22 protein-coding genes are annotated in these 26,482 nt (G+C 64.6%); 15 read left to right on the forward strand and 7 right to left on the reverse strand.

Annotation, left to right across the window (positions count from 1 at the left end; genetic code table 11):
• The first annotated feature begins 269 nt into the window (after window positions 1–269).
• From BTM36_RS22205 to BTM36_RS22220, 4 genes are all read left to right on the forward strand, one after another.
• Window positions 270–968, forward strand: a complete 699-nt coding sequence (locus BTM36_RS22205; RefSeq protein WP_077237978.1) for a response regulator transcription factor — start codon at window positions 270–272, stop codon at window positions 966–968.
• Entirely contained in the window at window positions 965–2,356 is a 1,392-nt protein-coding gene (locus tag BTM36_RS22210; RefSeq protein ID WP_077237979.1) for a HAMP domain-containing sensor histidine kinase, read from the forward strand. The genes BTM36_RS22205 and BTM36_RS22210 overlap by 4 nt, the downstream gene beginning before the upstream one ends.
• 68 nt (window positions 2,357–2,424) lie before the next feature.
• Window positions 2,425–2,985 (forward strand): cytochrome b, encoded by a 561-nt coding sequence (locus BTM36_RS22215; protein WP_077237980.1) that lies wholly within the window; start codon window positions 2,425–2,427, stop codon window positions 2,983–2,985.
• Window positions 2,986–3,198: 213 nt separating this feature from the next.
• Window positions 3,199–5,352, forward strand: a complete 2,154-nt coding sequence (locus BTM36_RS22220; RefSeq protein ID WP_077237981.1) for a c-type cytochrome — start codon at window positions 3,199–3,201, stop codon at window positions 5,350–5,352.
• Window positions 5,353–5,363: 11 nt separating this feature from the next.
• Here BTM36_RS22220 and BTM36_RS22225 read toward each other — a convergent pair whose 3' ends face one another.
• Window positions 5,364–6,290, reverse strand: coding sequence for a LysR family transcriptional regulator (locus BTM36_RS22225; protein ID WP_006462229.1), 927 nt, complete (start codon window positions 6,288–6,290; stop codon window positions 5,364–5,366).
• A 445-nt stretch (window positions 6,291–6,735) separates the two neighbouring features.
• Here BTM36_RS22225 and BTM36_RS22230 point away from each other — a divergent pair, with 445 nt between their 5' ends.
• The 7 genes from BTM36_RS22230 to BTM36_RS22260 all read left to right on the forward strand — a co-directional run bounded on the left by BTM36_RS22230 (window position 6,736) and on the right by BTM36_RS22260 (window position 13,870).
• A complete protein-coding gene (locus BTM36_RS22230) occupies window positions 6,736–7,854 on the forward strand; it encodes a porin (RefSeq protein ID WP_174616896.1) in 1,119 nt (372 codons plus the stop codon).
• An 81-nt stretch (window positions 7,855–7,935) separates the two neighbouring features.
• Window positions 7,936–8,988, forward strand: a complete 1,053-nt coding sequence (locus BTM36_RS22235) for an ABC transporter substrate-binding protein (protein ID WP_077237983.1) — start codon at window positions 7,936–7,938, stop codon at window positions 8,986–8,988.
• A 94-nt stretch (window positions 8,989–9,082) separates the two neighbouring features.
• Window positions 9,083–9,943: an ABC transporter permease gene (locus tag BTM36_RS22240; RefSeq protein ID WP_006462232.1), complete on the forward strand. Its 861-nt coding sequence runs from the start codon at window positions 9,083–9,085 to the stop codon at window positions 9,941–9,943.
• Window positions 9,940–10,719 (forward strand): ABC transporter permease, encoded by a 780-nt coding sequence (locus tag BTM36_RS22245; RefSeq protein WP_077237984.1) that lies wholly within the window; start codon window positions 9,940–9,942, stop codon window positions 10,717–10,719. The genes BTM36_RS22240 and BTM36_RS22245 overlap by 4 nt, the downstream gene beginning before the upstream one ends.
• Before the next feature lie 12 nt (window positions 10,720–10,731).
• Entirely contained in the window at window positions 10,732–11,745 is a 1,014-nt protein-coding gene (locus BTM36_RS22250) for an ABC transporter ATP-binding protein (protein WP_077237985.1), read from the forward strand.
• Between the two features lie 32 nt (window positions 11,746–11,777).
• Complete coding sequence (locus BTM36_RS22255) at window positions 11,778–12,746, forward strand: nucleoside hydrolase (protein WP_077237986.1); 969 nt, start codon at window positions 11,778–11,780, stop codon at window positions 12,744–12,746.
• A gap of 50 nt (window positions 12,747–12,796) precedes the next feature.
• Complete coding sequence (locus tag BTM36_RS22260; RefSeq protein WP_077237987.1) at window positions 12,797–13,870, forward strand: adenosine deaminase; 1,074 nt, start codon at window positions 12,797–12,799, stop codon at window positions 13,868–13,870.
• Between the two features lie 15 nt (window positions 13,871–13,885).
• On the opposite strand, the gene BTM36_RS22265 is transcribed toward BTM36_RS22260, so the two are convergent.
• Window positions 13,886–15,589: a methyl-accepting chemotaxis protein gene (locus BTM36_RS22265; RefSeq protein WP_077237988.1), complete on the reverse strand. Its 1,704-nt coding sequence runs from the start codon at window positions 15,587–15,589 to the stop codon at window positions 13,886–13,888.
• Window positions 15,590–15,892: 303 nt separating this feature from the next.
• On the opposite strand from BTM36_RS22265, the gene BTM36_RS22270 reads away from it, so the two are divergent.
• Both BTM36_RS22270 and BTM36_RS22275 read left to right on the forward strand, forming a co-directional pair.
• Window positions 15,893–17,131, forward strand: coding sequence for a multidrug effflux MFS transporter (locus tag BTM36_RS22270; RefSeq protein WP_077237989.1), 1,239 nt, complete (start codon window positions 15,893–15,895; stop codon window positions 17,129–17,131).
• Between the two features lie 129 nt (window positions 17,132–17,260).
• Complete coding sequence (locus BTM36_RS22275) at window positions 17,261–17,458, forward strand: hypothetical protein (protein WP_077237990.1); 198 nt, start codon at window positions 17,261–17,263, stop codon at window positions 17,456–17,458.
• A gap of 66 nt (window positions 17,459–17,524) precedes the next feature.
• Here BTM36_RS22275 and BTM36_RS22280 read toward each other — a convergent pair whose 3' ends face one another.
• On the reverse strand, window positions 17,525–19,963 hold the full coding sequence (locus BTM36_RS22280) for a DNA polymerase II (RefSeq protein ID WP_077237991.1): 2,439 nt from the start codon (window positions 19,961–19,963) through the stop codon (window positions 17,525–17,527).
• 255 nt (window positions 19,964–20,218) lie between these two features.
• Here BTM36_RS22280 and BTM36_RS22285 point away from each other — a divergent pair, with 255 nt between their 5' ends.
• The gene (locus tag BTM36_RS22285) at window positions 20,219–20,971 is read left to right on the forward strand and encodes a lysozyme inhibitor LprI family protein (RefSeq protein WP_077237992.1); all 753 of its coding nucleotides are present in this window, start codon (window positions 20,219–20,221) and stop codon (window positions 20,969–20,971) included.
• A 31-nt stretch (window positions 20,972–21,002) separates the two neighbouring features.
• Here BTM36_RS22285 and BTM36_RS22290 read toward each other — a convergent pair whose 3' ends face one another.
• From BTM36_RS22290 to BTM36_RS22305, 4 genes are all read right to left on the reverse strand, one after another.
• Complete coding sequence (locus BTM36_RS22290; protein WP_077237993.1) at window positions 21,003–22,304, reverse strand: MFS transporter; 1,302 nt, start codon at window positions 22,302–22,304, stop codon at window positions 21,003–21,005.
• Between the two features lie 67 nt (window positions 22,305–22,371).
• The gene (tcuB, locus tag BTM36_RS22295; RefSeq protein ID WP_077237994.1) at window positions 22,372–23,601 is read right to left on the reverse strand and encodes a tricarballylate utilization 4Fe-4S protein TcuB; all 1,230 of its coding nucleotides are present in this window, start codon (window positions 23,599–23,601) and stop codon (window positions 22,372–22,374) included.
• Complete coding sequence (tcuA, locus tag BTM36_RS22300; protein ID WP_077237995.1) at window positions 23,588–24,997, reverse strand: FAD-dependent tricarballylate dehydrogenase TcuA; 1,410 nt, start codon at window positions 24,995–24,997, stop codon at window positions 23,588–23,590. The genes tcuB and tcuA overlap by 14 nt, the downstream gene beginning before the upstream one ends.
• Before the next feature lie 86 nt (window positions 24,998–25,083).
• Window positions 25,084–26,025, reverse strand: a complete 942-nt coding sequence (locus tag BTM36_RS22305) for a LysR family transcriptional regulator (protein ID WP_006462245.1) — start codon at window positions 26,023–26,025, stop codon at window positions 25,084–25,086.
• A 234-nt stretch (window positions 26,026–26,259) separates the two neighbouring features.
• Here BTM36_RS22305 and BTM36_RS22310 point away from each other — a divergent pair, with 234 nt between their 5' ends.
• Window positions 26,260–26,481 carry a hypothetical protein gene (locus BTM36_RS22310; RefSeq protein ID WP_006462246.1) on the forward strand — a complete coding sequence of 74 codons (222 nt, stop codon included), beginning with the start codon at window positions 26,260–26,262 and terminating at the stop codon, window positions 26,479–26,481.
• Window position 26,482 lies beyond the last annotated feature (1 nt).

A 26,482-nucleotide genomic window follows, 5' to 3' on the forward strand; every position in this document is an offset into this window, starting at 1 on the left:
CCTCGCGAGTTCAGACGGGCTGCAGCATCAGTAACTTAACGATGTCTGAGTGTCCTGAATTGCGGGGGCAACTACAGCGCTCGACTAGAACCCATTTCATGGATAGGCGTGAGATGCGTTCTCATGGACTTCGCTGATGACACCCAGTCTGACCGAAAAGAAACCGGTCGCGCCGTCACCTGAACCGACCCACGCATTTCCTCCCCCACACTTTTGCCGTAGACTCTAACGCCGCCGGTACAACGTCCCGGCTCCACCCAGGCAAGGCGATGAGAATACTGCTGGTAGAAGACGACATCATGATCGGCGAGGAGGTCCGCGCGGCGCTGCGCGAGGCTTCGTATGCGGTCGACTGGGTACGTGACGGGGCCGCTGCCCTCTCCGCACTCTCCGCACTGTCGTCTGCCTCGTCCCTGTCGGCCACCCACCAACCGGTCTACGCAGCCGCCCTGCTCGATCTCGGACTGCCTGGTCGCGATGGTCTCTCCGTCTTGCGCCAGTTGCGCAGTGGCTGCGACATTCCCGTGCTCATCATCACCGCCCGCGATGGCGTGCAGGATCGCATCGATGGCCTGGATGCAGGGGCTGACGACTATGTCCTCAAGCCCTTCGCCCTGGGCGAACTGCTGGCCCGCCTGCGCGCCGTGATGCGGCGCAAATCGGGTGCCGCCACCGACCTGCTGGACAATGGCGCCGTGCAGCTGGACCTGGGCACCAAGACCGCCCGCTGGCAGCAATCGCCACCGGTGAGCCTGTCGGCCCGCGAGTTCGCCTTGCTGCAGGCCCTGATGCAACGCCCCGGCGCCATTCTCTCGCGCAGCGATCTGGAAGAACGCATCTACGGCTGGGGCGAGGAAGTGGAGAGCAATGCCGTCGAATTCCTGATCCATGCATTGCGCAAGAAACTGGACAAGGACGCCATCAAGAACATCAGGGGCATGGGATGGATGGTCGCGCGTCCAGTATGAGCCGCTCCCTGCAGGCGCGCCTGTCGCTGGCACTGACCGCGACCATCCTGCTGGTGGCGGTGGGCGCGGGTTGCTTCGGCTTCATCAGTGCCTATCGCGATTCGATCCGCATGCAGGATGACATGTTGCGCCAGGTGGGCGCCCTGATCGCCCGCATGGGCGGCACATTGCCCGAGGCCGGTGCCGTAGGCCGCTATCCCGGTGGCGATCACGAATCTCGCATCGCCGTGCAATGGCTGGCCTCACCGGGAGAGACGACGGCCCGGGCCGAGCACGGGCAGCCCCCCTTGCCGCTGCCGGCGGACCTGAATGACGGTTTGCAGACCGTCTTCGTGTATCACGAGAACTTCCGGGTCTACGTGCAAGCGCTGGAATCGGGTCGGCGCATCGCCCTGTCGCAGGAAACCGATGTCCGCGATCGCATTGCCTACCGCAATGCCTGGCGTGCGCTGATCCCGGTGCTGATCCTGGTGCCGGTCCTGCTGCTGGCCCTGCAACGCATCATCGGCAAGCTGTTCGCCCCGCTGCAGAGCCTGCGCCGGGATATCGACCAGCGCCGAGATGATCAGTTGGAACCCATCGCCACTACCGCCCTGCCCACCGAAATCCTTCCCTTCGTGGAGGCCATCAACCGCCTGCTGGCCCGGGTGCAAGGTGCCATGCGCAGCCAGCAGCGTTTCGTGGCTGATGCCGCGCATGAGTTGCGTACCCCGCTGGCAGCCTTGTCATTGCAGGCCGAGCGGCTGCAGCAGAGCGAGATGTCCGACACCGCCCGCGAACGTTTGCTGCGCCTGGGCAGCGGCATCGAACGCAGCAAGGCGCTGGTGGCGCAGATGCTGGCCCTGGCACGCGCCCAAGGCGGGATGTCCGGTGAGTCGGCCAATGCCTCGCAATGTCGCCGTTTCATCTTGCGCGAGGCGGTACGACCGGTACTGGAAGACCTGTTGCCGCTGGCGCAACAGAAGGATATCGACCTGGGCGTCGATGGCAGCCTGGAGGTCGAGGTCTGCTCCAACCCGCTGGAACTGGGCTTGCTGTTGAACAACCTGATCGACAATGCGGTGCGCTATACCCCGCCCGGCGGGCGCGTCAGCATCGCCGTTGCAGGCGATGCCGCCACCCAGGCAGGTCAGGTGCGCCTGGAAATCAGCGACACCGGCCCGGGCATCGCTGCCGAGCAGCGGGAGCGGGTATTCGAGCCTTTCTATCGCATCGACCCGGCGGGCGCGCCCGGCTCCGGGCTGGGACTTTCCATCGTGCAATCACTCGCGGCGCGACTGGATATCGGCCTGCGGCTGGAGCACGCGGATGCGTCTACAGGCCAGGGCCTGCGGGTGATCCTCGATATTCCTGCCGGCGAGGACTCTGCCTGCCGCACGATTTCTTGAGCCAGGCTAATGCCGGTCTAAGTTTCTGCCTTTACTATTCCGGTTTCGCCAGCCAAGGAGGAGCCAGCATGAACCAATATCCCGACACCCTGCAACGAACACGCTATCACCCGCTCTCGGCCGCCCTGCACTGGCTGATGTTCCTGCTCTTCGTGGTGGCGCTGGCCACCATCGAATATCGCGACGATGTTCCCAAGGGCGATCCCCTGCGCGACCTGCTGCGCACAGTGCATATGCACGCCGGCCAGCTTGTGCTGATCCTGGTGGTGGTGCGCCTGATCGCCCGCAAGATGCTGGGCGTGCCGCCCGAACTGTCCTTGCCCCGCTTGCAACGTCTGGGGGCGCATGCGGTACACCTGCTGCTGTACGTGGTGATGATCGGCCTGCCGGTGACAGGCATCCTCTTCACCCAGGCCGGTGGCCGCGAGGTGGTGTTCTTCGGCAGCACCCTGCCGGTGATCCTGGCCAAGGACATGGCCTTGCGCGGGCCGATCAAGGAAGTCCATGAATTCATGGGCAATGCCGTCTATTTCCTGGTGGGCCTGCATGTGCTGGGCGCGCTGTGGCACCAGTTCTTCGATCGCATGCCCATCCTGCAGCGCATGTCGCTGCGGTCTTCCGGCAAATAGACCCACCCTTTAGATGAAACGCCGTCCGGTGCTGTTCATACCGGACGGCGTTTCTTATGGCATGCGCTATTGTGCGATCTGGCAAAACCCGCGACGGCGCATCACTACCATTGTTTGCGGCATATCAAGGCGGTTGGGATCACCGCTGCGTCGGTGGGAGAGGACGGGCGTTAAATATTGCTCGATACCATCTGAACTCAGCGAGCCACGATCATGCAGCTACCGTCCGCCCCCTTCCGCCGCCTTACCCTGTCCGTGCCGGCAGGCCTGCTGTTGCTCTGCCTGTCTGTCACAGCGACGTTGCGGCCAGTCGCGGCGACCTCATTGCCGCCCTCCGCCCCACCGTCGAACGACGTCATCGACGATCTGCCCGCCGACTACAGCGCCACACAGGATGCTGGTACCCGGCAACAGATAATGCGCGGGCGCTATATCGCGCGCCTGGGCGATTGCGTAGCCTGCCATACCCACGACAGGAGCAAGCCGATGGCCGGCGGGCTGCCGTTGGACACGCCCTTCGGCAAACTGTATTCCACCAATATCACGCCGGATCGCGCGACTGGCATCGGCAACTACAGCTTCGCCCAGTTCGACCGTGTCATGCGCGAAGGCGTCGCCGCGGATGGCCATCATCTCTACCCGGCCATGCCCTATCCGTCGTATGCCAAGATGACAGAAGAGGATATGCGAGCGCTCTATACCTACCTGATGCAAGGGGTAAAGCCGGTGCAACAGGCCAACCAGGCATTGGGCATGTCGTTTCCGTTCAACCAGCGCTGGGGCATGGCCCTATGGAACATGGCCTTCCTCGACCGCACTCCGTTCCAGCCGGATCTGTCGCAGTCGAACCAGTGGAACCGGGGTGCCTACATTGTCCAGGGGCTGGGCCATTGCGGTGCCTGCCATACACCACGCGGCATCGGTTTCCAGGAAAAGGCCATGAGCGACGGTGGCCGAAATGGCCGGTTTTTCCTGAGCGGCGAAACCGTGGAAAACTGGCGTGCCCTGAGCCTGCGCGGCCTATGGAAGCCGGACGATGTGGCCCGCTTGCTCAAGACCGGCAGCAACCGTTTCGGCAGCGTGGCCGGCAACATGGTCGATGTGGTACAGCACAGCACCCAGTACCTCAGCGACGACGACCTGCAGTCCATCGGCATCTATCTGGCCTCGCTGCAGCCTGCCCCCGGCGAGTTGCCAATGCAGATGCCGACTACGCCCAGCTCAGCTCCGTCGCCTGACAAACTCTACGGCAGCCGGGGAGGATTGGGCTACGTACAATTCTGCGCTGATTGCCATCGCCCGGACGGCGCCGGGGTAAAAGACGTGTTCCCCACCCTGGCCAACAATCCTGCGCTGCACTCGGCAGACCCTTCCTCGCTGATTCACATCATGCTTACCGGCTGGCGCTCGGCACGCACCCAGGCGCAGTCGCGGGTGATGACCATGCCCTCGTTCGCCGCACTGAACGACCACGAGATCGCCGAGATACTCAACTTCGCCCGCACCAGTTGGGGCGGTTCCACCAAGAGCGACATCAGTGAAACGATGGTGCGCCGCATGCGCGCCCAGTTGAGTGAAAGCATCGGCATGGACAAGGCCAAAGTTGCAACCTTCGTCACACCGCGCCTGGCCGACATGCTCAGCGAAAAGAACGCCTCCCAGCTGACACGCGGCGCGCGCCTGAACATCGAGACCAGCCGCATGCTGCCCGGTCACGTCGGCAACGCACTCAATTGCGCCAGTTGCCACCTCAATGCCGGCACCGTGGCCGACGGTTCGCCGTACGTGGGCGTGTCGGCTTTCTTCCCCAGCTATGCCGCGCGCGCCGGGCGTCTCATTACGCTGGAAGATCGTATCAACGGATGCTTCCAGCGCTCCATGAACGGCAAGCCGCTACCCGCGGGATCGGAAGACATGAAGGCCATGCTGGCCTACATCGACTGGATGCGGCGCGATACCCGAGCCGAGGATAAGGTCGCAGGCCGTGGCGTGGGCAAGATCGATCCCCGGCTCAAGCCTGATCCGGTCAACGGCCAGCGTGTCTATACCGCGCAGTGTGCACTGTGCCATGGTGAACAGGGCGAAGGCGTCAAGAATCAGGCCGGCCAGTGGGTATACCCACCGCTGTGGGGCGATGCCTCGTTCAATATCGGTGCCGGCATGGCGCGCACCTACACTGCGGCAGCCTTCGTCAAGCGCAACATGCCGATCGCCTTGCACGACCGCTTTCCGCTTGGTCAAGGAGGCTTGTCCGATCAGGAGGCGCTGGATGTGGCCGAATATTTCACGCACCAGCCGCGTCCGGACTTCGCACCCAAGGTCAACGACTGGCCCCGCGACAAGAAGCCCGCCGATGCGCGCTACTGAGCGGCAGTCCCTCAGAACCAGTGATTGGCCTGCTTCAGGTCACTGCGCAGTTCACGGAAGCAATGGTCGGTCCAGTCGCTGCGACTGATCTCGTTGCGCCGCATGAGCACGATCTTGCGCTTCAGGGTCGGTTGCCGTAGCGGCGCCACGTGCAGGCTGTCGTCGCGCAGGTAGGTGGTGTAGAGGCTGGGCATGATGCCGATGGCAATGCCGGCCCGTACCACCCCGTACAGCGATTCGCTGTGCACCACCTGATAGCGGCGCGAGGACGCCAGTCCGTGCTGCATCAGCGCTGCCGAGGCGAATTCCCACACGCTGCCCTGGGTGAACAGCACGATCTCTTCCCCGGCCATCTGCCGCCACTGCACTTCCTTGGCCCCGGCCAGGGCATGGTGGCGGGAGACGATCAAGACCAGCTCATCCTCGAACAGGGTCACCGTTTCCAGCGTCTGGGACGACAGCGAATCGGGTGGCTTGATACCCACGCAGAAGTCCAGCTTGCCCGAGTGCAAGGCGTCCAGCAGGGCGTCGTTGGGCATGTCCTGTAGCAGGATTTCCACATGCTCGTCGTGCGCCTGGTTGTAACGGGCGATCACCGCCGCCGTCAGCGTGACCGCCGAAGGGATGGCGCCGACCCGGATGCGGTGCCGTCCGGTGCCGATGGCATGCTCGATATCGTCGAAGATATTGCTGGCCGTATTGAGCAGGTGACGCGCGTATTCCAGCACCACAGCCCCTTGCGCGGTGAGGCTGATCTGGTGCGTGGTGCGGTCGAAAAGCCGCGTCCCAAGCTGGTTTTCGAGCTGCTTGATGGACGCCGACAAGGCTGGCTGGGTCACCGCGAGCGCATCGGCGGCGCGGCTGAAACTGTTGGTGTCGGCCAGCGTGACCAGCGCCTGCAGGTGACGAAGGGTGACTTTCTGATTCAATTTGATCATGGCATTGCCAAAAAGACAGGACAGGAAAACCGCCTCGGTTATAAACCCAGTTTATGAAATTATAAATATAAACAAATTATATTATTTAAGCACTTGTCCTATCCTCCACACCGTTCGCAGTACTAGAACTCAGTTCATAAATAGGCGGGAGATGCGTTCTTCCCAGAAAGGGTGCTGGCAAGGCGCGCGACGCGTCGTGTGGCGGCGCCACACGCAAGGAGCGCAACGCGGCCAGCGCCCTTTCTGGGAAGAACCCGCAGGGAGCGGCCCGTTTGGGCGAATTGCTGCGTTACGAACTTGGGTCAAGACGCCCAGTCTTGACCCAAGTTCGCGCCTTGCACTTCATCCCAAATGGGACTCGCTCGCACTCCCGCCTATTTATGAACTGAGTTCTATCCATAAAGAACGGTCGCAAGACCTCATCAGACTCACCACAGGGGCAGGAATGAAAAAACACTGGATGATCGGCGCACTGGCTATTCCGGCAGCGCTGGCAGGCGCACAGGCGCAAGCACAAAGCAAGGTCGAGATCTACGGCCTGATTTCGGGTGGCGTGGGCTACCTCAGCAATCAGGGCGGTCCGCACAACTTCGAGGCGCTGTCCGGCACCAACCAGAACCCGCGCATCGGTTTCCGCGGCCAGGAAGACCTGGGCGGCGGCAACAAGGCCATCTTCAACCTGGAAAACGGCTTCAACATGATGACCGGCGGTGCCGCCCAGAATGGTCGCCTGTTCGGTCGCCAGTCGTGGCTCGGCCTGTCCTCCAACAGCATGGGTACCGTGACCCTGGGCCGCCAGTATGAAGCCGTCAAGGACTACCTTGGCCCCGTGGTCATCGCCAGTAACGGCGTGCACATCGGCGACAACGACAACGGCTACAACAACCTGCGCGTACAGAATTCGGTCAAGTACGTCAGCCCCTATTTCAACAACTTCAACGTCACCGCCGTCTATGGTTTCGGTGAAGCGGCCGGCGACGCCGCCGTGAACCGCGTCATGAGCATCGGTTCCGGCTACAAGGGCGGCAACTTCCGCTGGGCCGTGGCCTACACCCAGATGGACCAGCCCAACAGCAGCAAGAGCCCGGACGGCGCCATGGGCAACGACTACGCCAGCTCGCTGCTGATCTTCAACAAGAGCGCGGTCAACAGCTCGGCCGGCGTGCGCCGCCAGCGCATCGCCGGTACCGGTGGCTTCTACATCGTGGGCAATACCGATTTCGGCGCGATGTACAGCAACGTCAAGTATGAATACCTGGACAACACCAAGCTGACCCTGCAGAACGTGGACATCAACCTGGTGCACCACTACACGCCACAACTGAACCTGGGCGCGTCCTACTTCTATACCACCGGCAAGTACGACACCATCAACACCAACCCCAAGTGGCACCAGGTCAACTTCCAGGCTGACTACTTCCTGTCCAAGCGCACCGACGTGGCCATCACCTACAGCTACCAGATGGCTGCTGGCGATGCCACCAAGGCCACCATCTTCGGCTTCCCGTCCTCCAGTGACAAGAAGCAGGCGGTGCTGATGCTGGGCGTGCGTCACGTCTTCTGATCGTTCTCCCCAGGCCTGGCCGCTGGCTCCCGCGGCGGTCGGGCCTACAATACAAGTCTTTTGTCGGTTTCAAGGATAGTCATGTTGAACAAAGTCCCCTTCACCCGTGCTTCGGCCGCCCTGGTCACTGCCGGCCTCGGCCTGTCCCTGCTGAGCGCGCCGGTCCACGCGGAAAAGCGCACCCTGGTGCTGTCGGCCTACCCGATTTCGCAGCCATTGTTCAACAAGCTGGTCTATGCACCGTTCAAGGAAAAATGCGGCTGCGAGATCGTGGTCGAGACCGGCAACAATGCCGACCGCATCGCCAAGCTGGATGCCCGCCGCAACAACCCGGTGGTGGACCTGGTGCTGCTGTCGGACTTCGGCATGCTGGAAGCCGCCCGCAAGGGCCTGGTGCAGCCGCTGGACTACACCCAGCTGAAGAACTACAGCCAGATCTACCCCTTCGCCCGCAATCCCATCGGCGGCAACTACGCCGTGGGCTACACCATCTACTCGGTGGGCCTGGTCTATCGCAGCGACAAGACCGCCGCCCCCAAGTCCTGGAAGGACCTCTGGAACCCTGAACTGAAGGGCCGCATCGCCCTGCCGGATGTGAGCACCACGCAGGGCCCGCTGGCGCTGCAGATGGCCGATCTGGCCTGGGGTGGCAAGGGTGGCGACTATGCCGCTGGCATGCAGAAGATCCTGTCCATCAAGAACAACGTGGTGACCTTCACCAAGAACAGCGCGCAGCTGTCCTCGCTGTTTGCCCAGGATGAAATCTGGGTCGCCCCGGTGGCGCGCTTCACCTGGTCGCAGCTGATGAAGACCGGCATGCCGCTGAAGTGGGCCATCCCCGCCGAAGGCCAGGCCGCCGGCATGAATGTGATGGGCATCGTCGCCAAGTCCAGGAACGCCGACCTGGCCTACCAACTGATGGATTTCTGGCTGTCCAAGGACGTGCAGACCGCGCTGGCGATGGAACTTGTGGATTCACCCGTGAACACCCAGGTGGTGCTGCCCAAGGACAAGGCCGAATTCAATACCTATGGCGGCGAACATATCGCCTCGCTCAAGTTCGTCAAGCCGGAAGACCTGCTCAAGCACCGCTCCGGCTGGCTGGAACAGTGGAACAAGGGCATCAGCAAGTAATCCGGCCACACGCCCGACGCCATCGTCGATGGCCGCTCTCCTGCGGGATGGCGGCCGTCGCTGTCGTTCATCTTCCTGACATCGTTTGCCCAACATGCTCGCCCAATCCAAAACCCGCCTCGGCCTGATGCTGGTCACGCCGGCGCTGATCTTCACCGTGGTCTGCTTCCTGCTGCCGGTGGCTGCCTTGCTGCTGGGGGCCTTCCGCACCGGCGGCCCGGACAGCCTGGACGGTGGCCCGCTGCAATGGAGCCTGGCCCGCTTCGCCGATTTCTTCGCCGAACCGCTGCACCTGCAGGTGCTGTGGCGCACCCTGCGCATCGCCGCCCTGGTCACCCTGTGCTCGGCCCTGCTGTGCTATCCCGCGGCGCAAGCCATCGTCCGGGTGGCACCACGCTGGCGCGGACTGGTGCTGGGCATGATGATCCTGCCGCTGATGGTGTCACCCATTGCGCGGACCTATGCCTGGATCGTGCTGTTCGGGCGCAATGGCGCGGTCAATGCCGTGCTGCTGCAACTGGGCCTGACCGATGAACCGCAACGCCTGCTCTTTACCGAGATGGCGGTGTTCGTGGGCTTGCTGCAGTTGCTGCTGCCGCTGATGCTGATGTCGCTGGTCAGCGCCATGGAAAACATCTCCGCCGACCTGGCGCTGGCGGCCTCCACCCTGGGCGCCAATGCCTGGCAGGTCTTTACCCGCGTCACCCTGCCGCTGACGCAAGAGGGCTTGATCGTGGGCGGCACGCTGGTATTCACCGGCAGCGTCACTGCCTATGTCACCCCGGCCTTGCTGGGTGGCCCCAAGGTCTTGATGCTGGAAACCCTGCTCTACCAGAAGGTCAGCGTGGAGAGCGACTTCGGCACCGCCAACGTGATCGCGGTGATCCTGGTGGCGATGACGCTGGCCGTCAACGCCGGATTGAAACGCATTGCCGCTCCCCGGAGGACGACATGAAACAAGGACTGTTCCCGCGCCTGGTGCTGTGGGCCGTGATGCTGTTCCTGCTGGGACCGTTCATCATCGTCTTCCTGGCCGGCTTCAGCGGCGGCGAGACGCTGGCCTTCCCGCCGCCCTCCTATTCGCTGCGCTGGATCGTGGCGGTGCTGCAGGCCGACGAATTCCGCCAGGCCTTCGGTACCAGCCTGGAAATCGGCCTGCTGGCGACCGTGATCGCCCTGCTGCTGGGCGTGCCCGTGGCCTATGCCATGTCACGCATGCCGCCGCCCGGCATGGCGGTGATCAAGCAAGTGCTGACCTCGCCCCTGATCATCCCGGCCATGCTGGTGGGCCTGGGCCTGCTGCGCCATTTCGTGCTGGTGATCGATGCGCCAGTATTCCTGGGTCTCTTGATCGGCCACGTCGGCCTGTTGACGCCCTATGCGGTGCGGGTGGTCTATTCCAGCCTGGCCAATCTGCGCGTGGACATCGAGGAAGCCGCCATCACCCTCGGCGCCACCCGCGCCCAGACCTTCCGCCTGGTGGTCTTGCCCAATATCCGGGGCGCCGTGATCGCGGCCTTCTTCCTGGCCTTCGTGACCTCCTTCAACCAGGTGCCGGTATCGCTGTTCCTGACCGGACCTGGCATCAGCACCCTGCCCATCGAGATGCTGGGCCACATGGAGAACAGCTTCGATCCTTCCATCGCGGCGCTGTCCACGCTGCTGGTGCTGTTCACCATGGCCTTCGTGCTGGTCACCGAAAAGGTGCTGAGCATTTCCAAATACATGTGATGTGAGAACGTGATGAGTTACCTGACACTGCAGCAAGTCGCCCTCGGTTACGGCAATGCCAAGACCGCCGTGCAAGGGCTGGACCTGGACGTGGCCCGAGGCGAGCTGATTTCCCTGCTCGGCCCCAGCGGCTGCGGCAAGACCACCACCATGCGCGCCATCGCCGGCCTGATCGAGCTGCGCGCCGGCAGCATCACGCTGGACGGACGCGACATCAGCCGCCTGCCGCCCAACAAGCGCGACATCGGTCTGGTGTTCCAGTCCTATGCCCTGTTCCCGCACCTGAACGTGTTCGACAACGTGGCCTTCGGACTGCGCCTGCGCAAGGTACCTGCGGCCGAACTGCGCCAGCGGGTGGAGAAGGTGATTACCGCGGTCGGCCTGGCCGGTTTCGAAGCGCGCCTGCCGGCGCAGATGTCGGGCGGCCAGCAGCAGCGCGTGGCGCTGGCACGGGCCATCGTGATCGAACCCAAGCTGCTATTGCTGGACGAACCGCTCTCCAACCTCGACGCCAAGCTGCGCGTGCAGATGCGCGCCGAGCTGCGCCGCATCCAGCGCGAGCTGGGCATCACCATGCTCTACGTCACCCACGACCAGGATGAAGCGCTGGCGATGTCGGACCGCATCGTGGTCATGAACGGCGGCAAGATCGAGCAACTGGATACGCCGGAGCGCCTCTTCAATGCCCCGCGCACCCGTTTCGTCGCCAATTTCATGGGTTTCGAAAACCTGTTCGACTACCGCGACGGCGCCCTCCACGGCCCGCAGGGCAGCCTGCCCTGCCCTGGCCTGCCCGCTGGCACCGCCTGCGCCGGCTGGCGCGTGCAGCAGGTCCAGGTCGGCAGCGGCAGCTACCAGGGCCGTGTGCTGTCGCGGGGCTTCCTGGGTGAATCGGTGGAATATCTCTTGCAGACTGCCCTGGGCGAAGTGCGCGGCATGGCCCCGGCGGCCCAGGCACTAGCCCGTGAAGGCGACGACGTGGCCTTCCACCTGCCGCGCGAACAGGCCCTGACGCTGCCCGCCTGAGCAGGCCCCTACCCTCCAAGGAAAACAAGAACATGCACAAGATCTGGCTTGATACCGACCCCGGCTTCGACGACTGGCTGGCCATGCTGATGCTGTCGGCCAACCTCGACGTGAACTGGCTGGGCGTATCGGTGGTGGCGGGCAACGCGCCGCTGGCGACCACCTACGACAATGCGCTGCGCATCAAGCAGCACTATCAGCTGGATGTGCCGGTCTATGCCGGCTGCGAGAAGCCGCTGGCCGGCAACATCGAGACCGCGCAATCCATCCTCGGCCAGGCCGGCATGGCCACCACCGGTGACGCCTTGCCGCAGGTCGACATCGCCGAACTCGAAGCGCGCCAGTCGCAGCAACTGCAGCGTTCGCCGCTGCCGCACGCGGTGGATGCCATGATCGAGGCGATCCGCCTGCACGCCGGCGAGATCACCCTCATGTGCATCGCGCCGCTGACCAATGTGGCCATCGCCCTGCAGCGTGCGCCCGAGATCGCCTCCATGGTCAAGGAAATCATCCTCATGGGGGGCTCGGCCGACCAGGGCAATCACACGGCGGCCGCCGAATTCAACATCTTTGCCGATCCCGAAGCGGCCGATCTGGTGTTCCAATCCGGTATCCCCTTGCGCATGTTCGGGCTGAACCTGTGCCGTCAACTGCTGGTGACCGCCGACGAGGTGCAGCAGGTGCGCGCCCTGGGCACGCCCCGCGCCCGCTGGCTGGCCGGCTACTTCGATGCCTACCTGCGCATCCGCAGTCCGGACGGCTCGGTGCCCATGCCGATGTATGACCCGGCGGTGGCGATCTGGCTCAAGCGTCCGGAACTGTTCAGTTTCCGCTCGGCGCGGGTGGATATCGAACTGCAGGGCCGGCTCACGCGGGGCATGACGGTGTGCGAATTCCGCGTCCCCCGGCGCGCACCGGCCAATACCGAGGTCGCCATGACCGTCGACGGCCCACGTGCCATGCAATGCATGATGCAGGAGCTGCTGGGCACGCTGTCCTGAAGACGCCCCCGCCACTCCTCCCTGAACCGATCTTCCGCGATGTTTCGTCTATGAGTTTTAACGACCCCACCGATACCGGCCCGCTGACGCTCGAACAATTCGTGCGCGCCCTGCCCAAGGTCGAATTGCATTGCCATCTGTTCGGCGCGGTGCGCCGCCAGACCTTCAGCGAACTTTCCGCGCGCGCCGGCCATCCGGTCTCGGCCGAAGAGATCGAAGCCTTCTACACCCGCGGCGAAAAGCCGGTCGGCGTGCTGCGCGTGCTGCGCGCCCTCGATGCCGTGCTGATCCGCCAGCCCGACGACCTCTACCGCATCACCTACGAATACCTGCAGGACGCCTGGCAGCACGGCGTGGCCTACAGCGAATTCTTCTGGAATCCGACCGGCACGGTGCGGGTCTCGGGCATCGCCTACGACGCCGCACAAGACGCCATCGTGCGCGCCATCGTGGATGCAGAACGGGACATCGGCATCATCGGCCGCCTGATCCCCAGCATCGACCGCGAAGCCAGTCCCGACGAGGCCCTGAGCATGGTGCAGTGGATGCTGCAGCATCCGGCGCCGCAGGTGGTGGGCATCGGCATGGACTACCGCGAGAACGACCGTCCGCCCGAGCTGTTCAAGACCGCCTACCGCCTGGCGCGTGAAGCTGGCCTGAAGACCACCGCGCATGCCGGCGAATTCGGCATGCCCTGGAACAACGTGGCCACCGCCATCGACCTGCTGCAGGTGGACCGCGTCGACCACGGCTATACCATCGTCGACAACCCGGCACTGCTGCAGCGGTGCATCGAACGCGGCCTGATCTTTACCGTGGTGCCGACCAATTCCTATTACCTGCGCACGCTGGCGCCACAACGCTGGGCGCAGGACCATCCGATCCGCCAGATGCTGGCCGCCGGCCTGCGCCTGCACCCCAACACCGACGACCCGACCCTGCATCTGATCACACCCACCGGGGCCTGGCTGATCATGCTGCAGCTGGGCGCCGACATCGATGCCCTGCGCGGCTTCATGCTCAACGGCCTGGACGCCGCCTGGATGGCACCGGCCCTGCGCGAGCGCTGGCGCCGGGAATGGCCGGCGCGCTTCGATGCCTTGCGCGCGCGCCTGGTCAGCTGAGCTTGTGAAAGTATCCTAATCCACCAGCAGCAGCGGGATTTCCTCGTCGAAGTTGGGCAAGAGCTTGAATTCCCCGACCAGCTGCGCCAGCCGGTTGGCCTGTTCCTGCATTGAGTCGGAGGCCGACGAGGTCTGCTCGACCAGGGTGGCGTTCTGCTGGGTGACGTCGTCAAGCTGCTTGACCGCCATCGAGATCTGCTGCAGTCCGCTGGACTGCTCCACACTCGCGCTGGCGATATCGCCCATCAGGTCGTTGACCCGCTGCACGCTCTCGACCACGTCCGCCATGGTCTGGCCGGCTTTCTTGACCAGCAGGTTGCCGCTCTCCACCTTGTCCACCGAATTGTCGATCAATAGCTTGATCTCCTTGGCAGCGGCTGCGGCACGTTGCGCCAGGTTGCGCACTTCGCCGGCCACCACCGCGAAGCCGCGGCCCTGGGTACCGGCCCGGGCCGCCTCCACCGCCGCGTTGAGCGCCAGGATGTTGGTCTGGAAGGCAATCCCGTCGATCACCGTGATGATCTCCACGATACGGTGCGAGGAATCCTTGATCGAGGCCATCGTCGTCACCACCTCGGCCACCACCGACCCTGCCTCGCGCGCCACCTGCGAGGCGGTGCCGGCCAGCTGGCTGGCGCGCTGGGCGTTGCCGGCGTTGCGCTGCACGTTGGCATTCATCTGCTCCATCGAGGCTGCTGTCTCTTCCAGCGAACCGGCCTGCTCTTCGGTGCGCGAGGACAGGTCCTGGGAACCCGAGGCGACCTGGGCTGCCGATACACGGATCGAGTCGGCCCCCTCGCGCACCTGCCGCACGATGCAGGTGAGCCCGTCGCGCATTTCCTTCAGGGCGTAGAGCAGCATGCGGGTCTCTCCCTTGTAGCCGACATCGATCGGCGCCGTCAGGTCGCCATGGGAGACACGCCGGGCAACCTCCACCGCCCCCGCCAGCGGACCGGCAATGGCCTTGTACACCACCAGCAGCGTGCCGGTCAGCACCACAAGGCTGACGCCGATGAGCAGGTAGACCACCCGCGTCATGCGGTCTGCAGCTTCCTGCGCCTGTTGCACCTGGCCGGCCGTCCTCTGGTCCAGCATGGCGAAGAACTCGTCGACCGGGTGCATGATCCGGGCCTTGTTCTGGTGGTAGCTCGCGTCATGCATCATCTGCCGTGCCTGTTCCAGTTCGTTGCGGTTGGCGCTGGCACCGGCGGCGCGCTGCGCCTTGACCATCTCCATGGCACGGGTCTCGATCTGGACCAGGGTATCGGAAATGTTCTTGGCCTCGGTCAGCTTGCTCAGCTCGGCGGCGGTGAAGCCGTTCTCGCGCATCAGATCGGTGAGCGCCGCACTGACATTGCTGTCCGGACGCGGCGCACGCCCCTCGGCATCGAAGAAGTCCCAGTAGATGCGCTCGTAGTGCTGAGGACGTGCTCGCCTGCCGTCGCGGATGTCCAGCACCGTCTGGTAGTGCTGGGCGTAGACCGGATCGCCGGTGACCACGTAGGTGCGCGCCAGCCGGGTCAGGTCGTCCGAGCTCTGGCGCAGCTCGGCGGCCAGCAGAAAGGAGCTGAAACGCTGCTCATTGGCCCGGTTCAGGGCCATGTTGGCGTTTTCCTCCTCATAGGCGGCCAGCACGATGAGCGCCATCAGCATGGCAATCACCGTCACCAGCGCGATAAAGATCTGCCGGATCGAAAACCGGCGAAAAATGAAATTCACGATATCTCCCTCCCCCAAGGAATTGGCAGCTGCCGCCGCGCCACCTGCCGCGGCAGACGCGCTGGCTTGCGGTCGGCAGACGATACGTCCGTGGGAACGAGGAGAGTCGAATATCGAAAGTTTACTGCTCTCGTCTCGAATTATTTCTACAAGATGATGTTTTACAGGCATCAGAACTTGCCATTCTGCTCTGGCCAATAATGAAACTTTAGGCGCCCCCCCCCGCCCAAGCTGAGCCGCCGCCAGCAGAAAACTGCATCAAGGTTCACAATAGCGGTCTTTGTCTACGCAGCATCCCCCTTCATGAGCTCTTCTGCCAAGCCGTCTCCGAACCACCCGCGCTTCCTGCTGTTCCTGATCTGCGCCTTTGCCTCGGCCGGCCAGCTGGCCATCGATCTGTACGTGCCGGCGCTGCCGGAGATGGCGATCGATTACGCCACTTCGGCCCAGGCCATCCAGACCAGCGTGACCGGCTACCTGATCGCCTATGCCTTCGGGCAGCTGGTGTTCGGGCCGCTGGCCGACGCCTTCGGCCGCAAACGCATCCTGGCCCTGGGGCTGGGCCTGTTCACGCTGGGCTGTGTCCTGACCCTGGTGGCGCCCAACCTGGAAACCTTCGTCGCTGCCCGCATCCTGCAGGGCTTCGGCATCGCCGCCACCAACCTGCTGGCCAAGGCCATCATCACCGACTCCTTTGCCGGCCAGGCGCTGGTGCATGCCTACACCTACATGGCCATTGCCTGGGGCCTGGCGCCCATCGTCGCCCCGGTGATCGGCGCACACCTGCAGGAAGCCTTCGGCTGGCGCTCCTGCCTGGTGTTCCTGCTGATCTACTCCTTCGCCATGTGGGCCATCCTGTGGCGTTACCGTGAGACCCTGGCCCAGCCGGTGCACCTGCACCCCCGGACCTTGTTCAGGAATGCCCGCATGGTGCTGGCCAGCCCGGTGTTCCAGAGCTGCTTCCTGGCCCAGGGCCTGTGCTATAGCATCCTGCTGGTATTCAACATCGTCGGCCCCTTCATGGTGCAGAACACCCTGCATCAGCCACCGACCTTCTTCGGCTACATGGCGCTGGCCATCGGCATGATGTATTTCCTGGGCGGCATTTCCAATCGCATCCAGCATCGCCGCCTGCCCAGTGCCGAAGCGCGCCTGCGCATCGGCGCGCGGGTCATGGCCGGTGCCGCCTTCGTCATGCTGGTGCTGGCCCTGACCGTGGGCCTGCAGGTGTGGACGCTGATCACGCCGGTGCTGGTGATGGGCTTCTGCGCCGGGGCCATGTATCCCACGCTGATGGCCAAGGGCAATTCGATCTTCCCGCATATCGCCGGGCTGACCAGTGCCATCCTCGGCTTTGCGCTGCTGCTGGTGTCCTCGGGGATGATGGGGCTGGCCGGATTCGTGTCCATCCATAGCCTGACGCCGCTGGCGGTGTTCTTCTGCATCGTCAGCCTGACCGTGATCCTGATGGTGTCCAAGCTGTTGCAACACCTGCAAGTACCACCTGCCGCCGCCATGGCGCAGCCGGGCCCGGGGCGCTGACGGCGCCCCGGCGCGTTGGGGTACAGTTGCCGTTGCAGCGACACACATCAGAAAAACCCTGATATCCGCCACCGACGTCCCGGCATACGATGAGGCCATCGACACTGAATGACTCCCCAAGGAGGACCTATGGCCATCATCGACACCCTGCTTCACCACGGTAGCTATCTCGCGGCTTTCTATGCGTTCTATGTGCTCGCGGGCGTGCTGGCCTTCGGTCTGTTCCTGCGCCACAAGCTGTACCAGAAGCCGCGTCGCCAGCCGGTGCCGCTGCGCGTCCAGTACGACCCGCGCTCGGGACGTGAGTCGGATTCGCGCCTGCACTGACCAGTGCAAGCGCATGCAAGCAGGGCCGGATTCATCGAATCCGGCCTTTTTTCATTCTGCGGCGCTTCAGAACAATTCCTGCTGGGGTGAGGTCACGGCCGCAAAGCTGTCGCCCACGAAGACCAGGATGGCATCGGCCACCGGGGCCAGCTGGCGCTCCAGGTAGTGCCCATGATCGATGGCGGCACTGCGCTTTTCCAGCGGCTCCGGGCCGGCCGTGGTCATGACGTAGTTGATCCAGCCGCCGTGCTGGTATTGCAGGGGCCGCCCGTCCTGCTGGTTGGCCTGGTCGGCCATGCGCGCCGCCCGCACGTGTGGCGGCACGTTCTTTTCATAATGGTCCAGCTGGCGCCGCAGGCGCTTGCGGTAGACCAGCAGCTCGTCCAGCCGGCCGGCAAACAGGTCGGCCACATAGCCGACGATGTAGTCGCGGTAGGGTTCGCCCCGGAAGATGCGCAGATACAGCTCCTGCTGGAAGCGCTGCGCCAGCGGCGACCAGTCAGTGCGTACCGTTTCCAGCCCCTTGTAGGTCACCTTGTCCTGGCCGTCGGCGCTGCGGACATAGCCGGCATAGCGCTTCTTGCTGCCGGTATCGGCGCCCCGCACGTTGGGCATCAGAAAACGCTGGTAATGCACCTCGTACTGCAGTTCCAGCGCGCTCTCGAGCCCGTACTCATCGGCCAGGTGCTGACGCCACCAGTCATTGATGCGGCCGGTCAGGCGCAGGCCGATCTGGCGCGCCTGTTCGTCGTCATGGGCGCGACGCAGCCAGACGAAGGTCGAATCGGTATCACCATAGATGACCTCGAAGCCCTCTTCCTCGATCAGTTCGCGCGTGCGATGCATGATTTCATGCCCGCGCCGGGTGATGGACGATGCCAGCCGCGAATCGAAGAAGCGGCACACCGTCGAACCCAGCACCCCGTAGAAGGAGTTCATGATGATCTTCAGCGCCTGCTGCAAGGGCTTGTTGCCCTGTGCCTTGGCGGCTTCCCGGGCTTGCCACAGCTGCTCGATGATGGCCGGCAGGCTATGACTGCGACGCGAGAAGCGCCCACCGTTGAAACCAGGCACGGTCTCCTCTTCCGGCTCGTTGAGGGTGCCATCGACCAGCCCCACCGGGTCGATCAGGAAGCTGCGGATGATGCTCGGATACAGGCTCTTGTAGTCCAGCACGATCACCGAGTCATACAGCCCCGAGCGCGAATCCATGACGAAGCCGCCCGGACTGGCCAGCGGCTCGGCATCGCCCAGGTTGGGCGCCACATAGCCCTTGCGGTGCATGTGCGGCAGGTAGAGATGGGTGAACGCCGCCACCGAACCGCCGCTGCGGTCGGCCTGCAGGCCGGTGACGCTGGCGCGCTCCAGCAGGAAGGACAGGATCTCGGTGTGCACGAAGATGCGCGTGACCAGCTCGCAATCCTTGAGGTTGTAAGTGGCCAGGGCCAGCTTGTCCTCGGCGAACATGCGGTCGATCTCGTCCATGCGCTGGTAGGGGGTGGCAATCGCCTTGCCCTCTCCCAGCAGGGTCTGCGCTACGTTTTCCAGACTGAAGGACGGAAAATTCCAGAATGCCGAACGCAGGCTTTCGATGCCGTCGATCACCAGCCGCCCCGGGGCCGATACCAGCAGGTGGTTGGCACGCAGGCCGTGTTCGCGCCACTCCAGGGCCCGTCCGGCCCGCCCCAGGCGCAGCGGAACGCGGTATTTGTCCGCCTGTTTCTGCAACACGTTGAGGTCGAACTGGATCAGGTTCCAGCCGATCAGGGCATCCGGATCATGGCGCGCCATCCAGTCGTTGAGGGCTTCGATCAGCGCGGCACGACTGTCGCAGAACTGCAGCGCAAAACCGGCCTCGGCCGCCTTGGCGACCGCCTCGCCTGACTGCCCGGCGGCTCCGCTGTCCGGCTCCAGCACATAGACGCTGCGCTGGCCGCAACCTTCGATGGCGATGCTGTAGAGCTCGCCCTGCCAACTGGTCTCGATATCCAGCGAAGCCAGCTTCAGCGGCGGGCGGTAGCCCGGCAAGGCGCGGACACGGGCCTCGACCAGCACTCCCTGACCATCGTCGACGCCCTGGAAGGCCAGCGGCGCGTTGATGAAACGCTCCATGAGGTAGCGCTCGGGCGGCCGGATATCGGCTTCATAGACGGGGATGCCGGCAGCGATCAGCGCCTTTTCGATCTTCAGCAGCTTGCGGTAATGGCGACCATACAGGCCCATCACCGGCCGCTGGCTGTAGTCCTTGAGTCGTTCCAGCGGACGCAACTGCATGCCGCGCTCGCCGGCGATCAGGGCGTCTACCCGTTCGGCCTCCGCCTGCGGCACGAAGGCCACCGCCTCCTGCGGCGGCAGGCGCAGGCATTGCGGGCCATTGTCAGTGGCCAGCCACAGCTCGATCTCGACGCCCGCCGGCGTGTCGCGCCAGTGTCGGCTCAGGATGAAGCCGGCACGTTCGCCTGGGCGCAATTGCGATTGCGGGGTGTTGTCCTCTGTGCCTGTCACCGGTCTGCTGCGTGCTGGTTGTGTGCTGGTTATGTGCCTTGCGCGGATCGCGCAAATGGCATGAAGACCGCGATTCTACTGCCATGTGACATGGCCTGCGCAGGCAGGCAGCGCGATGAATGTGAAGACAAACCCAACACGCTTTTTCAGTTGCAAAGATTTTGGAAATTTTCCCTGTCTTCTCCGCGTTTTGCGTCGGGGCGCGCAATGCGAAGCTGGCGCCCGTCATTCGCTCGCAATACGGACAGTCTCGCCATGAACAAGCTCTCCCATCTCGCTTTGCCAGCACTGCCAGCCCTGCTGGCGCTCCTGCTCGCCTCCGGCAGCTTGGCCGCCAGCTTCGATTGCGGCAAGGCCGCTTCCCGCAACGAAAAGACCATCTGTGGCGATGCCCAGTTATCGGCCCTGGATGACGCCCTGGGCCGGGCCTTCCGCCAGGCCCGTGACATGGCCCCCGACAAGCGCGCCTTTCGCGCCGCCAGTGATGCGCAATGGCACTGGCGCGAGCAGCACTGCAGCGACCGCGGCTGCCTGCTGGACTGGTACCGTCGGCGTCAGGCTGAACTGTCCGCCGCCGCAGGCCAGGCCGATATCAGCGACCAGGGCAAAGCCGCCGTACCGGTGCCGCTCCCCCAGGCTTTGCGGCTGGGGCTGGATGCGCGCCAGATCGACGGCCTGGCGCCAGCCGGCAGCATGCCGTGGCCGCATTACACGCGGGTCGAACGCGGCACGTACTTCTATCGCGACCCCGATGCCGGCGCCTCACAGCAACTGGTGAGCGTGCGCTACTACGGCGTGGAACACGGGCAGACCATCCTGGAGGCGGTGCGCGGCCAGACCGTGCTGCGCTACACCTGCAGCAGCGACTGTCGCTACATCGCGCAGCTGGTGCTGCCGGGCGATGTCGAGAAGGACAGCGTCATCCTCGCCAACGACCACCGCTCCCTGCCCTCACTGATCGTCGGCGATGCGCTCAATGGTTTGCTGGTGCCAGCCACGGTGCGCTGAATGTCCGGAAACGGCAGATGCCGGGCGGCGCTCAGCCTGCCCGCGAGGCGGCTGCCCGCACCGCAACGGCCTGCCCACGATAGAGGATCAGCGTAGCCGACAGGCCGCAGACGGCAGCGAAGGTCAGCCAGTAGCCGGGCGCAGCCTTGTCGCCGGTGAGTTCGATCAACCAGGTGGAGATGGCCGGGGTGAAGCCGCCGAATACGGCGGTGGCCAGGCTGAAGGCCAGCGAGAAGCCGGCCACGCGGATCTGCTCCGGCATGATCTCGGTCAGTGCCGCCACCATGGCGCCGTTGTACATGCCGAAGAAGAACGACAGCCACAGCAGCACCAGCAGCATGCGTTCCACACTGGGTGCGGCGGCCAGCCAGGATAGTGCGGGATAGGCGGTCAGAATCGCCAGCACGGTGATGCTCAGCAGCACCGGGCGCCGCCCGATACGGTCGGACACCATGCCGCCGATGGGCAGCCAGAAGAAATTCGACAGCCCCACCAGCAAGGTCACCACCAGGCTGGCCTGGGTCGAGAGCTTGAGTACCGACTTGCCGAAGGTCGGCGTGTAGACGGTGATCAGGTAGAAAGTGGTGGTCGTCATGGCCACCAGCAGCATGCCGGCGATCACGGTCTTCCAGTTCGCCAGCATGGTGCGATAGACCTCGCCCAAGGCAGGACGATGGGCGCGTGCCTTGAAGGCTTCGGTCTCCTGCAGGGAACGACGCAGCAGGAAGATGAACGGCACGATCAGGCAGCCCACGAAGAAGGGAATGCGCCAGCCCCAGGCAGCGATCTGCGTTGCATCCAGCCAGAGATTGAGGGCATAGCCCATGAGCGCGGCCACGACGATGGCGATCTGCTGGCTGGCCGACTGCCAGGCGGTGTAGAAGCCCTTGCGGCCGGGCGTGGCCATCTCGGCCAGGTAGACCGATACCCCGCCCAGTTCGGCTCCGGCCGAGAAACCCTGCAGCAGACGTCCGATCAGGACCAGCAGCGGCGCCAGCAGGCCGATACTGGCGTACCCAGGCACGCAGGCGATCAGGATGGTGCCGCTGGCCATGATGGAAAGGGTCACGATCAGACCTTTGCGGCGGCCCACTTCGTCGATATAGGCGCCCAGCACGATGGCACCCAGTGGCCGCATCAGGAAACCGGCACCGAACACGGCGAAGGTCAGCATCAGCGAAGCGAAATCGCTGCTGGTGGGGAAGAAGACCTTGGAAATGTGGGTCGCGTAGAAGCCGAACAGGAAGAAATCGAACTGTTCCAGGAAATTGCCGCTGGTCACGCGCAGGACGGCGCCTGCGCGCGAACCGCGCGTCTCGGGTTGGGTGCTCATGCTGAAAGTCTCCTTGCTGTTGTGTTCATGAAAAACCGGGTGGGCCGGCGCGCTGGCCGGCCCGGGATCAGGCCGATCCGGGATCGTGCCGCAGGGGCTGCCGCTTCTCGATGGCGGACTTGAGCAATGCGGCACTGCGATAGATGCCGTGGGCGAACTTGCCGTAAGGCAGGGTCAGGAACAGGGCCATCACGCAGCCCAGGTGCAGGGCCAGCAGAGCCGCCATGGCAGCGCTGTCGCGCCAGGCCAGCAGCGCCAGACCGGTGGCACTGACCAGCAGCAGCAGGACGATGAAGCCGCGATCCATGGGCCGCTGGCGACGGTCGCCCTGCTCCGGATGCCGCCGCAGGTTCAACCACAGCAGACCGGCGGGGCCGACCAGCAGGCCGATGCCGCCCGCCGTGCCCAGCAGTACCGGCAGGCTCAGCACGGGGTATGGCGCCTCCAGCCCCAGCAGGTAGTGGTAGAGGGTCGCCACCGAGGTGGCCGCCAGGCACAGCATGAAACCGTAGAAGGTGAAGTGATGGAAGCGTCGGCGCATGAGCGTGTAGCCGTCATCGGACTCGTTGCAGCCCTCTGCGTGGCCGCCATCCAGATAGCGCAGGGCCAGCACGTCGCGGGTGGCCTCGGCCGCCGCTGCACTGCCCGGGGCACCGGCCGTGCCGTCCGTGATATCACGCCAGAAGCGCCTGACACCCATGCCCAGCGCCAGCACCGCCAGGGCGAACACCGCGCCGAACATGCGTGCCAGCTGCCCATGCGGGAACACCGCATAGAAATTGCCGCCTGCCGGGCTGCTGGCCAGCGTGCCGTTGAGCGCCAGGGCCAGCAACAGGAACAGGGCCAGGCTGCCCGCCAAGGCCAGGGCCAGGGTCAGGCCATTGCGCCGGTATAGTGCGCCGGCGGCGGCCGGCCAGGCATAACTGGAATAGGTGTCCAGCCGTACCCGCGCCATGGCCTTGGGAACGTTGACCGCGAATTCATGGGGCGGCGCGTACTGGCAGGCGTGATAGCAGGCGCCACAGTTGTGGCACAGGTTGGCCAGGTAATGGACATCGGCCTTGGCAAACTCCAGGCGGCGTGTCATGGCCGGGAACACCGCGCAGAACCCTTCGCAATAGCGGCAGGCATTGCAGATCTGCATCTGCCGGGCTACTTCGGCCTCGTCGGCGTTCATGGGCGGCGCCGCCTTGACGGGCAGGATGGGAATGATGCGGGCCCCTCCCGGGGCAACGGTGGCAGGACCGGCCTGCGCGTCGCGGCGGGCGGCATCGGTCAGGGCTTCAAGCTGCTGCATGGGAAACTCCGGAAGATCGGGTGGCGAACTGGGCGGCCTGCACTCCGGCGATACGCCCGAAGGCGGTGCCGATGGACATGCCCACACCGGCCGTATAGCCCTTGCCGAGCACGTTGCCGGCCATCATTTCGCCTGCCACGAAGAGGTTGTCGCTGGGCCTGCCGGCAAAATGCACCTGGGCCTTGTCGTTCACTTTCAAACCGAGGTAGGTGAATGTCACGCCAGGTCGCAGTGCATAGCCGTAGAACGGCGCCCGCTCCAGCGGCCGCGCCCAGTGGGTCTTGGGGGGCTGCAGGCCGTCGGTATGGCAGTCGTCCAGCACGGTGTGGTCGAACCTTCCCTGGCGGCAGGCGGCGTTGTAGTCGCGCACGGTCTGTTCGAACTGTGCCGGCGGCAGCCCCAGCTGGCGTGCCAGGTCGGCCAGGGTCTCGGCTTTCTCGCCGGGGAACACCGGTGGCATGAAGTGTCCGATGGCCTGACTGTCGATGATGGAATAGGCGACCTGGCCCGGCTGTTGCGCCACCAGGCGGCCCCAGATGGCGTAGCGCTTGGGCCAGAAATCCTCGCCCTCGTCGTAGAAGCGCCGGCCGTCGCGATTGACCACCACGCCCAGCGAGACGCAGTCGATACGGGTGCAGATGCCGCCGTCATAGAGCGGTGCACGGGCATCGATGGCCACCATGTGGGCCTGGGTGGGATCGCCGATGCTGTCGGCGCCAGCCTCGATCATGTAGCGCAAGAGTTCGCCACGGTTGAAGCGGGTCCCGCGGATCAGGAAATTGTCGGCCGGCCATTCGCCGCGCTCGTTCTGGCCCCAGGCCTGGCGCAACCATTCGCGATTGGATTCGAAGCCGCCAGCGGCCAGCACGCAGGTGCGGGCGGTGAAGCGCTGGCGGCCACTGCGGGCAGCGACGAAGCGCGTGCCATCCAGTTCGATGGCGTCCACCGGGGTCTCGTAGCGGATCTCCACGCCCAGTGCTTCGGCACTGCGGTAGTAGGCATTGACCAGCGCCTTTCCGCCGCCCATGAAGAAGGCATTGGTACGCGCCACATGCAGCGCGCCCGACAGCGGCGGCTGGAAATGCACGCCATGCTTGCGCATCCAGGGCCGGCAGGTGGCCGAGGCGCGGATAGTCAGGCGCGCCAGGTGTTCGTCGGTGAGGCCGCCGGTGACCTTCAGCAGATCCTGCCAGTATTCTTCTTCCGGATAGGCCTCCACCAGCACGTCCTGCGGTGCGTCGTGCATGCAGCGCAGGTTGCGGGTGTGTTGTGAGTTGCCCCCGCGCCAGGCGCGGGGCGCCGATTCCAGCAGCATGACCGAGGCGCCGGCCTCGCGTGCCATCAGGGCCGCGCACAGGGCAGCGTTGCCACCGCCAATAACCAGAACGTCCAACATCGCCGTCCCCTCCTTGTGATATGTCCAGGGAGGCGACTATAGGCAGCCTGCCGGTGCGCCGCTATCGGCGCGCCGGCAAGGGGTGTTCAGTTTTCGTGAAGACCGGTGCCGCGCAGGGTAGCACCGGGCCAGCGGCCCTGCCCCACCTGGGTACGCGCCACCTCGGCCAGCAGCACCCGGGCGGCCAGCCCGGCGGGAGACAGTTCGTCATCGGAGACGCTGACGATCAGGTTGGGACGGGAGGCATCGCCATCGGCCACCGGCACGCTGGCCAGGTCGGCATTCTCGGCCCGGGCCAGGACCGCACCAGGCTGGATAGTGGCCCCCATGCCGGCGCGCACGGCGTCCATCAACATCGGCAGGCCATCCACCTCAAGGACGATATTGGGTGTGTAGCCCGCATGGCGGAAGGCCGAATCCAACAGCGAACGCAGCCCATGCTTGCGGGTCGGCAGGATCAGGGGCAGATCCCCCAGCTTGCCCAGGCGCGCCTGGCGCGCAACGGGCATGCCGGCCAGCGCGGGGGCGCCGATCACGAACAGCCGCTCATCCAGCAGGGGCAGTACGCTCCAGCGTTGCGCCGGTTCCTCCTGGAACAGGATGGCCAGGTCGATCTGGCGCGCGCCCAGCATGGCGCCAAGGTGACCGGACAGGCTTTCCACCATGCGCAGACGCACCTCCGGATAGCGTTCGTGCATGGCCTGCATGAAGGCCAGCCCCATCACCCCCGCCGTACTGGAGGCCATCCCCACGCTGACATGCCCGGACAGGCGCGCCTGTCGCGCCGCCAGGGCGGCATCGTCAATGTGGCGCAGTGCCAGCTGGGCCTGCTTCAGAAAGGCGATGCCCGCTGCGGTCGGCACCACGCCGGTGGAGGTGCGCTGCAGCAGACGGGTGGCCAGTTCGGTCTCCAGGCGGGTGATCTGCTGGCTCAGGGCCGATGTGACCATGCCCAGCTCCAGGGCGGCTTTGCCGATACTGCCGTGTTCGACGATGCTGGCGAAATAGCGGAGCTGGCGGATTTCCATGGTGGCGAAGGAAGGTGGCGGAGGTAGCGAAGCTAGCAAACAAGGCGACAATTCAGCGCGCATGATGCCATAGCTCTTGTCCTACAAACGATTGCGCAGGCGGACGACATCCAGCCGCCAATCTGCGCGGCATACTTCGGCAAACTGCTGCTGTTGAGTCGACCGCCCCGCCCTGACGGCGGAATCAGACACCTCAGGCAGCTCGGACACCTCATTGCCCTGGTGAGAATGACGATGAAGAAAATCGAGTTCGACGGTTATCTGCTGGTCTATCAGGCCGACGACAGCGAAGGCCGCTGGAAAGGCTCCTACGCGATCCTGAAGGATCGCACCGAGATCAGCCGCGGCTCCTTGCCGCTGGCGGCCCACTCCGAAGATGAGGCCGCTTTCGAGATCCTGGCGGCAGCGCGTCGCCATACGGGGATGTCCCCGGCAGCCTCGGCCCTGACGCACTAGC

It is taken from the genome of Herbaspirillum sp. VT-16-41, from assembly GCF_001994935.1.
In the GTDB taxonomy this organism is placed as follows: domain Bacteria; phylum Pseudomonadota; class Gammaproteobacteria; order Burkholderiales; family Burkholderiaceae_D; genus Herbaspirillum; species Herbaspirillum frisingense.

Excerpts from the sequence above, each read along its gene's own strand:
- BTM36_RS22270 (WP_077237989.1), top strand. The coding sequence starts at position 15,893 with ATGAGCTCTTCTGCCAAGCCGTCTCCGAACCACCCGCGCTTCCTGCTG.
- tcuB (WP_077237994.1), bottom strand. The coding sequence starts at position 23,601 with ATGCAGCAGCTTGAAGCCCTGACCGATGCCGCCCGCCGCGACGCGCAG.
- BTM36_RS22210 (WP_077237979.1), top strand. The coding sequence starts at position 965 with ATGAGCCGCTCCCTGCAGGCGCGCCTGTCGCTGGCACTGACCGCGACC.
- BTM36_RS22310 (WP_006462246.1), top strand. The coding sequence starts at position 26,260 with ATGAAGAAAATCGAGTTCGACGGTTATCTGCTGGTCTATCAGGCCGAC.
- BTM36_RS22250 (WP_077237985.1), top strand. The coding sequence starts at position 10,732 with ATGAGTTACCTGACACTGCAGCAAGTCGCCCTCGGTTACGGCAATGCC.
- BTM36_RS22245 (WP_077237984.1), top strand. The coding sequence starts at position 9,940 with ATGAAACAAGGACTGTTCCCGCGCCTGGTGCTGTGGGCCGTGATGCTG.
- BTM36_RS22290 (WP_077237993.1), bottom strand. The coding sequence starts at position 22,304 with ATGAGCACCCAACCCGAGACGCGCGGTTCGCGCGCAGGCGCCGTCCTG.
- BTM36_RS22235 (WP_077237983.1), top strand. The coding sequence starts at position 7,936 with ATGTTGAACAAAGTCCCCTTCACCCGTGCTTCGGCCGCCCTGGTCACT.
- BTM36_RS22305 (WP_006462245.1), bottom strand. The coding sequence starts at position 26,025 with ATGGAAATCCGCCAGCTCCGCTATTTCGCCAGCATCGTCGAACACGGC.
- BTM36_RS22255 (WP_077237986.1), top strand. The coding sequence starts at position 11,778 with ATGCACAAGATCTGGCTTGATACCGACCCCGGCTTCGACGACTGGCTG.
- BTM36_RS22220 (WP_077237981.1), top strand. The coding sequence starts at position 3,199 with ATGCAGCTACCGTCCGCCCCCTTCCGCCGCCTTACCCTGTCCGTGCCG.
- BTM36_RS22215 (WP_077237980.1), top strand. The coding sequence starts at position 2,425 with ATGAACCAATATCCCGACACCCTGCAACGAACACGCTATCACCCGCTC.
- BTM36_RS22230 (WP_174616896.1), top strand. The coding sequence starts at position 6,736 with ATGAAAAAACACTGGATGATCGGCGCACTGGCTATTCCGGCAGCGCTG.
- BTM36_RS22275 (WP_077237990.1), top strand. The coding sequence starts at position 17,261 with ATGGCCATCATCGACACCCTGCTTCACCACGGTAGCTATCTCGCGGCT.
- BTM36_RS22285 (WP_077237992.1), top strand. The coding sequence starts at position 20,219 with ATGAACAAGCTCTCCCATCTCGCTTTGCCAGCACTGCCAGCCCTGCTG.
- BTM36_RS22205 (WP_077237978.1), top strand. The coding sequence starts at position 270 with ATGAGAATACTGCTGGTAGAAGACGACATCATGATCGGCGAGGAGGTC.
- BTM36_RS22240 (WP_006462232.1), top strand. The coding sequence starts at position 9,083 with ATGCTCGCCCAATCCAAAACCCGCCTCGGCCTGATGCTGGTCACGCCG.
- BTM36_RS22260 (WP_077237987.1), top strand. The coding sequence starts at position 12,797 with ATGAGTTTTAACGACCCCACCGATACCGGCCCGCTGACGCTCGAACAA.
- BTM36_RS22225 (WP_006462229.1), bottom strand. The coding sequence starts at position 6,290 with ATGATCAAATTGAATCAGAAAGTCACCCTTCGTCACCTGCAGGCGCTG.
- tcuA (WP_077237995.1), bottom strand. The coding sequence starts at position 24,997 with ATGTTGGACGTTCTGGTTATTGGCGGTGGCAACGCTGCCCTGTGCGCG.